The 7362-nt window shown below is 69.3% G+C and carries 8 protein-coding genes; 3 read left to right on the top strand and 5 right to left on the bottom strand.

Annotated features, from left to right (window positions below; genetic code table 11):
- The first annotated feature begins 115 nt into the window (after positions 1-115).
- Positions 116-457, top strand: a complete 342-nt coding sequence (locus E5198_RS19660) for a YegP family protein (protein ID WP_136491621.1) — start codon at positions 116-118, stop codon at positions 455-457.
- On the opposite strand, the gene E5198_RS19655 is transcribed toward E5198_RS19660, so the two are convergent.
- The 3 genes from E5198_RS19655 to E5198_RS19645 form a co-directional block, all read right to left on the bottom strand.
- On the bottom strand, positions 454-1359 hold the full coding sequence (locus tag E5198_RS19655) for an SdiA-regulated domain-containing protein (protein ID WP_136491620.1): 906 nt from the start codon (positions 1357-1359) through the stop codon (positions 454-456). The two genes, E5198_RS19660 and E5198_RS19655, sit on opposite strands and share 4 nt — an antisense overlap.
- A 115-nt stretch (positions 1360-1474) precedes the next feature.
- Positions 1475-2140: a fumarylacetoacetate hydrolase family protein gene (locus E5198_RS19650; protein ID WP_136491619.1), complete on the bottom strand. Its 666-nt coding sequence runs from the start codon at positions 2138-2140 to the stop codon at positions 1475-1477.
- Positions 2141-2242: 102 nt separating this feature from the next.
- Positions 2243-3637 (bottom strand): FAD-binding oxidoreductase, encoded by a 1395-nt coding sequence (locus E5198_RS19645; protein WP_136491618.1) that lies wholly within the window; start codon positions 3635-3637, stop codon positions 2243-2245.
- Between the two features lie 183 nt (positions 3638-3820).
- On the opposite strand from E5198_RS19645, the gene serA reads away from it, so the two are divergent.
- The gene (gene serA, locus E5198_RS19640) at positions 3821-5053 is read left to right on the top strand and encodes a phosphoglycerate dehydrogenase (protein WP_136491617.1); all 1233 of its coding nucleotides are present in this window, start codon (positions 3821-3823) and stop codon (positions 5051-5053) included.
- Positions 5054-5111: 58 nt separating this feature from the next.
- Here serA and E5198_RS19635 read toward each other — a convergent pair whose 3' ends face one another.
- Positions 5112-5738 carry a 2OG-Fe(II) oxygenase gene (locus tag E5198_RS19635; RefSeq protein WP_136491616.1) on the bottom strand — a complete coding sequence of 209 codons (627 nt, stop codon included), beginning with the start codon at positions 5736-5738 and terminating at the stop codon, positions 5112-5114.
- Positions 5739-5912: 174 nt separating this feature from the next.
- Between E5198_RS19635 and E5198_RS19630 the strand changes: the two genes are divergently transcribed.
- On the top strand, positions 5913-6656 hold the full coding sequence (locus E5198_RS19630) for a hypothetical protein (protein ID WP_136491615.1): 744 nt from the start codon (positions 5913-5915) through the stop codon (positions 6654-6656).
- Between the two features lie 2 nt (positions 6657-6658).
- Here E5198_RS19630 and E5198_RS19625 read toward each other — a convergent pair.
- A partial coding sequence (locus tag E5198_RS19625) for a DUF3482 domain-containing protein (protein WP_136491614.1) occupies positions 6659-7362 on the bottom strand: 704 nt, incomplete at its 5' end.

Raw genomic sequence — 7362 nt, 5'->3', positions numbered from 1 at the left:
GTAACGCTTTGCCATGCGGGCCTCCAGCCTGTCATGGCGCCGATTCTACCCGTTCAGACTTTTCGTACAGAACCTAGCTTTATCGCAGGCACAGCGTCATGCGAGGAGACAGACCATGTCCGGCAAGTTCCGTCTGAGCAAGGCCGCCAACGGCCAGTTCCACTTCCATCTCGAGGCCGGCAACGGTCAGGTCATCCTGTCCGGCGAGCAGTACAAGGCCAAGGATTCGGCGCTCAACGGCATCGCCTCGGTGCGCAGGAACGCTGTGCGCGACGGCGCCTTCGAGCCGATGACCGCCAGGGACGGGCGGCCCTACTTCGTGCTCAAGGCCAGCAACGGCCAGGTGATCGGCCAGAGCCAGCTGTACGCCAGCGCCGCCAGCTGCAACCAGGGCATGGAGTCGGTGAAGAAGCATGCCCCCGAGGCGGAGCTGGTCGACGAAACCCTGGCCGGCTAGTGCTGCTGCGGTCGGCGACTGAACACGTAGAAGCGGTTCGGCTCGCCGACCACGTAGATGTTGCCGGCGGCGTCCATGGCCACGCCCTCGGCCTGTGCGATGCCGCGTACCAGGCCGTGCAGGCCGCCGAACAGGCTGATGAAGCTGCGCGGCTTGCCCTCCAGGTCGAGCTCGACCAGCAGGCGCGACTCGTCGGAGAGCAGCAGGGTGTGGCCGCTGCGCTGATCGATGGTCACCGAGGACAGGTCGCGCACCAGCAGGTGGGCGCCGGGGACCGGCTCGAGGATGCCGGCGGCGCCGTCCTCGCCGGGGAACGGCAGACTGAACAGGCCCAGCGGGTCGCGCTCCTTGGCCAGCAGCAGGCGCCGGGTGTGCGGGTTCCAGGCCAGCCCCTCGAAGCCCTTGTTGCCGGAACCGGCGAAGCCCAGGTCGTAGCTGGGCAGCGTGGCCAGGTCGAGATGCTCGATGCCCGGTTCGAGATGGAACACCGCCAGCAGGCGGCGGCGCTCGTCGACGATGGCCAGGCGGCCGTCGCCGAGGGCCTCGACGGCTTCGGGATCGGAGAAGCCCTCCAGGCGGATGCGCCGCAGAATCATCCCGCCGGGGGTGAACTCGACCAGCTGCGGGTTCTGCCCGGTGACGGTGAACAGGGTGCCGGTCAGCGGGTTCCAGGTCAGCCCCGAGGTCTCGTCCTCCGCGAGGCCGGCCAGTTCCGTTTCCAGCACCAGGCGGTAGTCCGGCAGCCAGATGCCGCCCTGGCGCTCGCTCTCGCTGGCGCGCTGTTCCCGCCAGTACAGGCCGAGGCGGTCGTCCAGGTGCAGCAGGTGGGCGGCGATCAGTCCGGTGGCCAGGGCCAGCAGCAGGCTGGCGGACAGCAGGCGCCGGCGGCGGGAAGCAGGCATGGGATGACGCACTCCGTTGGTCGGGCGCGACAGGATGCCAGAGGCGCGGCGGCGGGTTATGAAAAAAGCGTGAAGGCGCGAGCGGACCCGGCGGGTCCGCCCGCGGCGGCCGGCTTCAGAGCACGCGGCTCTCGAAGGCGCACAGGCCGGGCAGCTCGAGCAGCAGCTGGTCGCCGCGGCCCAGCGGGCCGACGCCGGCCGGGGTGCCGGTGAGCACCACGTCGCCCGGCTGCAGGGAGAAGTGGCCGCTGATGTAGCGGATCAGCGGCAGGATCGGGGTCAGCATGTCGTGGCTGTGGCCGTCCTGGCGCAGTTCGCCGTTGACGGTCAGGCGCACGCCGATGTCGGCCAGATCCTCCACCGCGTCGGCGGGGACGAAGGGCGACAGCGGGCAGGCGCCGTCGAAAGCCTTGGCGATCTCCCAGGGATGGCCCTTGTCCTTGAGGCGCGCCTGTACCTCGCGCAGGGTCAGGTCCAGGGCCACGCCGAAGCCGGAGATGGCGCCGTGGATCTCGTCGTCGTCCGGTTGGGTCGACAGCGGCTTGCCGATCAGCACGGCGATCTCGGTCTCGTAGTGCACCTCGCCACGCCCCTCGGGGATGGCGAAGCCGCCCTCGAGGTCGACCACCGCGGTGGCCGGCTTGATGAACAGCAGCGGCTCGCTGGGTACCGGGTTGTTCAGTTCCTTCGCGTGCTCGGCGTAGTTGCGACCGACGCAGACCACCTTGCCCAGCGGGAAGTGGATGCGGGTGCCGTCGACGTACTGGTGCTGGTAGCTCATGACTGACTCCTGATGATCCTTGGCGCGGAAAACGGCCGCAGGCTGGCTCCACCGTTCGCGGTCGGGGTGGAAGACGCACTGCGGTCTGCCACCCCGGGCGAATCAGGCCGGGAAGATCTTGCCGGGGTTCATGATCCCGTTGGGATCGAACACCGCCTTGACCGCCTTCATGTAGGCGATTTCCTCGGCCGAGCGACTGTAGCCCAGGTAGTCGCGCTTGGTCATGCCCATGCCGTGCTCGGCGCTGATCGAGCCGTGGTACTTCTCGACGGTCTCGAACACCCACTTGTTGACGGTGGCGCACCTGGCGAAGAAGTCTTCCTTGGCCATGGCGTCGGGCTTGAGGATGTTCAGGTGCAGGTTGCCGTCGCCGATGTGGCCGAACCAGACGATCTCGAAGTCCGGGTAGTGCTCGCCGACGATGGCGTCGATTTCCTTGAGGAACGCCGGCACCTTGGAGACAGTGACCGAGATGTCGTTCTTGTACGGGGTCCAGTGGCTGATGGTCTCGGAGATGTACTCGCGCAGCTTCCACAGGTTCTGCAGCTGCTGCTCGCTCTGGCTCATCACGCCGTCGAGCACCCAGCCCTGCTCGACGCAGTGCTCGAACAGCTCCAGCGCGGCGTTGGACACCTCCTCGCTGCTGGCTTCGAACTCGAGCAGCGCGTAGTACGGGCACTCGGTCTCGAAGGCCGCCGGCACGTCGCCGCGGGCCAGCACCTTGGCCAGCGCCTTGTCGGAGAAGAACTCGAAGGCGGTCAGGTCGAGCTTGCTCTGGAAGGCGTGCAGCACCGGCATGATCGAGTCGAGGTCGGCGGCGCCGAGGACCATGGCGGTGAGGTTCTTCGGCGCGCGCTCCAGGCGCATGGTCGCCTCGACGACGAAGCCCAGGGTGCCCTCGGCGCCGATGAACAGCTGGCGCAGGTCGTAGCCGGTGGCGTTCTTGATCAGGTCGCGGTTCAGCTCGAGGATGTCGCCCTTGCCGGTGACCACCTTGAGGCCGGCCACCCAGTTGCGGGTCATGCCGTAGCGGATCACCTTGATGCCGCCGGCATTGGTGCCGATATTGCCGCCGATCTGGCTGGAACCGGCCGAGGCGAAGTCCACCGGGTAGTACAGGCCCTGCTCCTCGGCGAAGTTCTGCAGCTGCTCGGTGACCACCCCTGCCTGGCAGCGCACGGTGCGGTCGAAGGCGTTGAACTCGAGAACCTTGTTCATGTAGTCGAAGGCCACCACCACCTCGCCGTGGGCGGCGACGGCGCCGGCGGACAGGCCGGTGCGGCCGCCCGAGGGCACCAGGGCGACCTTGCGCTCATTGGCCCAGCGCACGATGGCCTGCACTTCCTCGATGGACTTGGGGAAGGCGATGGCCAGCGGTGCCGGGGCGAACTGCTTGGTCCAGTCCTTGCCGTAGGCGTCCAGGGAGGCGGCGTCGGTCAGCACCTTGCCGGGCTCGACCAGGGTCTTCAGTTCTTCGATCAGGGCAGCTTGGCTCATCTGCGGAAATCTCGGGCGGTTCATGATCACCCTGAGCAGGCTTCATGCTCGGGGATGGGCGCTTCGCGGGGGCGCTATGGTAGCATACGCACCCCGCCGATCGCGCCCGCCGCCGACTTGCGGGTCGGCACAGCCCGCGCTGTCCACCGCCCAGACAACCCCCGGGACAACAGGTTTACGCAGATGAGCAAGACGACCTCTCTCGACAAGAGCAAGATCAAGTTCCTTCTTCTCGAAGGTGTGCACCAGAACGCCGTGGATACCCTCAAGGCCGCCGGCTACACCAACATCGAGTACCTGAAGGGCGCGCTGTCCGAGGAGGAGCTGAAGGAGAAGATCGCCGACGTGCACTTCATCGGCATCCGCTCGCGTACCCAGCTGACCGAGGAAGTCTTCGACTGCGCCAAGAAGCTGGTCGCCGTCGGCTGCTTCTGCATCGGCACCAACCAGGTCAACCTCAACGCCGCCCGCGAGCGCGGCATCGCCGTGTTCAACGCGCCGTACTCCAACACCCGCTCGGTGGCCGAGCTGGTGCTCGCCGAAGCCATCCTGCTGCTGCGCGGCATCCCCGAGAAGAACGCCTCCTGCCACCGCGGCGGCTGGATCAAGTCGGCGGCCAACTCCTTCGAGATCCGCGGCAAGAAGCTCGGCATCGTCGGCTACGGCTCGATCGGCACCCAGCTCTCCGTGCTGGCCGAGGCCATGGGCATGCAGGTGTACTTCTACGACGTGGTGACCAAGCTGCCGCTGGGCAACGCGCAGCAGATCGGCTCGCTGCACGAGCTGCTGGGCATGGCCGACATCGTCTCCCTGCACGTGCCGGAGCTGCCGTCCACCCAGTGGATGATCGGCGAGAAGGAAATCCGCGCCATGAAGAAGGGCGGCATCCTGATCAACGCCGCGCGCGGCACCGTGGTCGAGCTGGACCACCTGGCCGAGGCGATCAAGGACGAGCACCTGATCGGCGCCGCCATCGACGTGTTCCCGGTCGAGCCGAAATCCAACGATGAAGACTTCGTCAGCCCGCTGCGCGGACTGGATCGCGTGATCCTCACCCCGCACATCGGTGGCTCCACCGCCGAGGCGCAGGCCAACATCGGCCTGGAAGTAGCTGAGAAGCTGGTCAAGTACAGCGACAACGGCACCTCGGTGTCCTCGGTCAACTTCCCGGAAGTGGCCCTGCCGTCGCACCCGGGCAAGCACCGCCTGCTGCACATCCACCAGAACATCCCGGGCGTGATGAGCGAGATCAACAAGGTGTTCGCCGACAACGGCATCAACATCGCCGGCCAGTTCCTGCAGACCAACGAGAAGGTCGGCTACGTGGTGATCGACGTCGACAAGGAATACTCCGACCTGGCGCAGCAGAAGCTGCAGGAAGTCAACGGCACCATCCGCTGCCGCGTGCTGTTCTAAGCGCAGCCGGATGAACGAAGAAGGGAGGCCGAGGCCTCCCTTCTTCGTTTCTGCACGCCTACAGCGGCCCGCTGCCGCGCCGGCGGTACCAGCCGGTCAGCGACAGGCGCTCGCGGCTGGCCGGCAGTACCTCGTGGGGGAAGTCGCCCGACATGAACACCACCAGGGTGCCGGCGGCGGGCAGCACGTCGCGCTCCTCGCCGTCCGGCAGCGCGATGCGCAGCGCGCCGCCGTGCTGCGCCTGCCAGTCGTCGTTGAGGTAGAACACCGTGGTCACCGTGCGCCGGTCGTCGTCGCGGAAGCGGTCGAGGTGGCGGCGGTAGAAGCTGCCCGGCGGGTACAGGGCGAAGTGGCACTCGTAGTCCTCGAGGCCGAGGAACAGCTCGCGGTTGAGGCGCTCGCGCAGCGCATCGAGCACGCCGAGGTAGCGGTCGGTGACCGCGGACTCGCCCGGCACCAGCCACTGGATGTGGTCGCCGCGGATGCCGTCGTCGATCAGCTGGCCGCTGCCGCGACCCACCGAGGCGCGCGCCAGGCTGCCGGCGGCGTGGCGGCGGCGGCATTCGGCGGCCAGCTCGGCGGTCAGCCCGGCCGGCAGGGCGAGGGGCTGCACCGACCAGCCCTGGCTGGCCAGATCGTCGAGAATCCGCTCGAGGAGCGGCGGGGAGGCGGTATCGATGTCCATGGCCCATTCTAGCGGGGCCGCCCCCGCCTACAGAAGTGGGCGCCGCCCATTCGTCGTGCGCCGCGCCGCTGCCGTGCGGTCCCGGCGGGCGCGGTGCGACGTCCGGCCGCAGTCGCGCCTCGACAAGCCCCGGGCCCGGCACCGACAATACGAGCCTGTTTCGCGGGAGTTGCCATGCGTGTCCTGATTGCCCTCGTCCTCTGCGTCGTCAGCCTGCTGAGCCGGGCCGACGAGCACGACCTGCTCTACGAACTGGCCGGCTGGCCGCAGCAGCGCGAGCACTTCAGCGCCGCCCTGCTCGCCGCCCAGCAGCGCTACCAGGGCAGCCTGCCGCCGGCGGTGTACCAGGCGCTGGTGGACAACAGCAACCGCCGCTTCGCGCCGCAGGCGATGGACCAGCGCGCCCTGGCCAGCCTGCGCCAGGGGCTGCCCGATCCGCTGCCGGCGATCCGCTTCTTCGACAGCCCACTGGGCCGCGCCGTGGTCGAGCGCGAGGTGCGCGCCACCGCGCCCGCCGAGCTGAACCGCCATGCCGACGGCCTGCCGCAGGTGAATGCCGCTGCGGCGCGGCGCGCCCTGGTGCAGCGCCTGGGCAAGGCGCTGCCGGCGCGCGAGGCCGGCGCCGAGGTCAGCGTGGCGCTGGCCGGGGTGGCCGCCGACAGCCTCAGCCAGATGCTGCCCGGGCTGTCCGGCACGTTGCTGGGCGACGGCATGCCGCAGGAGCTGCTCGGCGGCCAGCGCGAGCGGGTGATGCAGCAGATCGCCGGCCAGCTGGAGAACACCCTGCTGTACGTCTATCGCGACCTCGACGACGCCCAGCTGGCCGAGTACGTGGCCTTCGCCGAGTCGGTCGAGGGCCAGGTCTACTACCGCGCGGCGCTGCAGGCGATCCGTGCCGGACTGCAGGGCGGACAGTAGCCCTATTCCTGCAGCTGCGCCGCCAGCCGGCGGATTTCCTCCTGGCGTTCGGCCTGCTGCGGGCGCGCGCCCGCATTCAGCGTCGACCACTCGGGGTGGGCGCGGGCCCGCTGCAGCGCCCCCGGCAGTTTTCCTTCGCGCCAGGCCTGCTGCCGCGGGTTGTCCACGCGGATGGGCTGCTGCGCGGCATGGCCGCGGCCTTCCAGCGCCGCCAGCAGCTGGCGCTGGCGCAGGGCCAGCAGGCGCAGCACGGCGTCGTCCACGCTCAGCTCGCGCTGGCCGGTGAGCCTGCCCTTCAGGCGTTCGCCGTAGTTGCGCAGGGTCTGCCAGGTGCCGCCGGCGATGGCCCCGAGCGCTGCGGCGGCGCCCAGGGTCAGGCCGCCGACCAGCAGGTCGATGCCGGCCCCGGCCGCGGCGCCGGCGGCCATGCCGCCACCGACCTTCACCCCCAGCTGCTTCAGGGTTTCCGGATGGAACAGGTCGTCGCCCCAGCGCCCGTCCTGCAGCGGCAGCTCGCCGGCGGCGGCATCGCCCCGGCGGAAGGCGTACAGGGCGAGCAGGGCCTCGACGCAGCGCTGTTCGCGCCCGCGCAGCTCGCCACGCAGGTGCTCGACGGCGGCGCTCAGGCTGGCGGGGTCGCCGTCCACCAGGCGCCGGCAGGCGGCGGCGTCGACCAGCAGCTCGGCGATCAGCCGCGCCCCCGCCG

The organism is Pseudomonas sp. A-1 (assembly GCF_004801855.1).
Lineage (GTDB): Bacteria > Pseudomonadota > Gammaproteobacteria > Pseudomonadales > Pseudomonadaceae > Geopseudomonas.
This window is presented reverse-complemented; position numbering and strand designations above follow the sequence as displayed.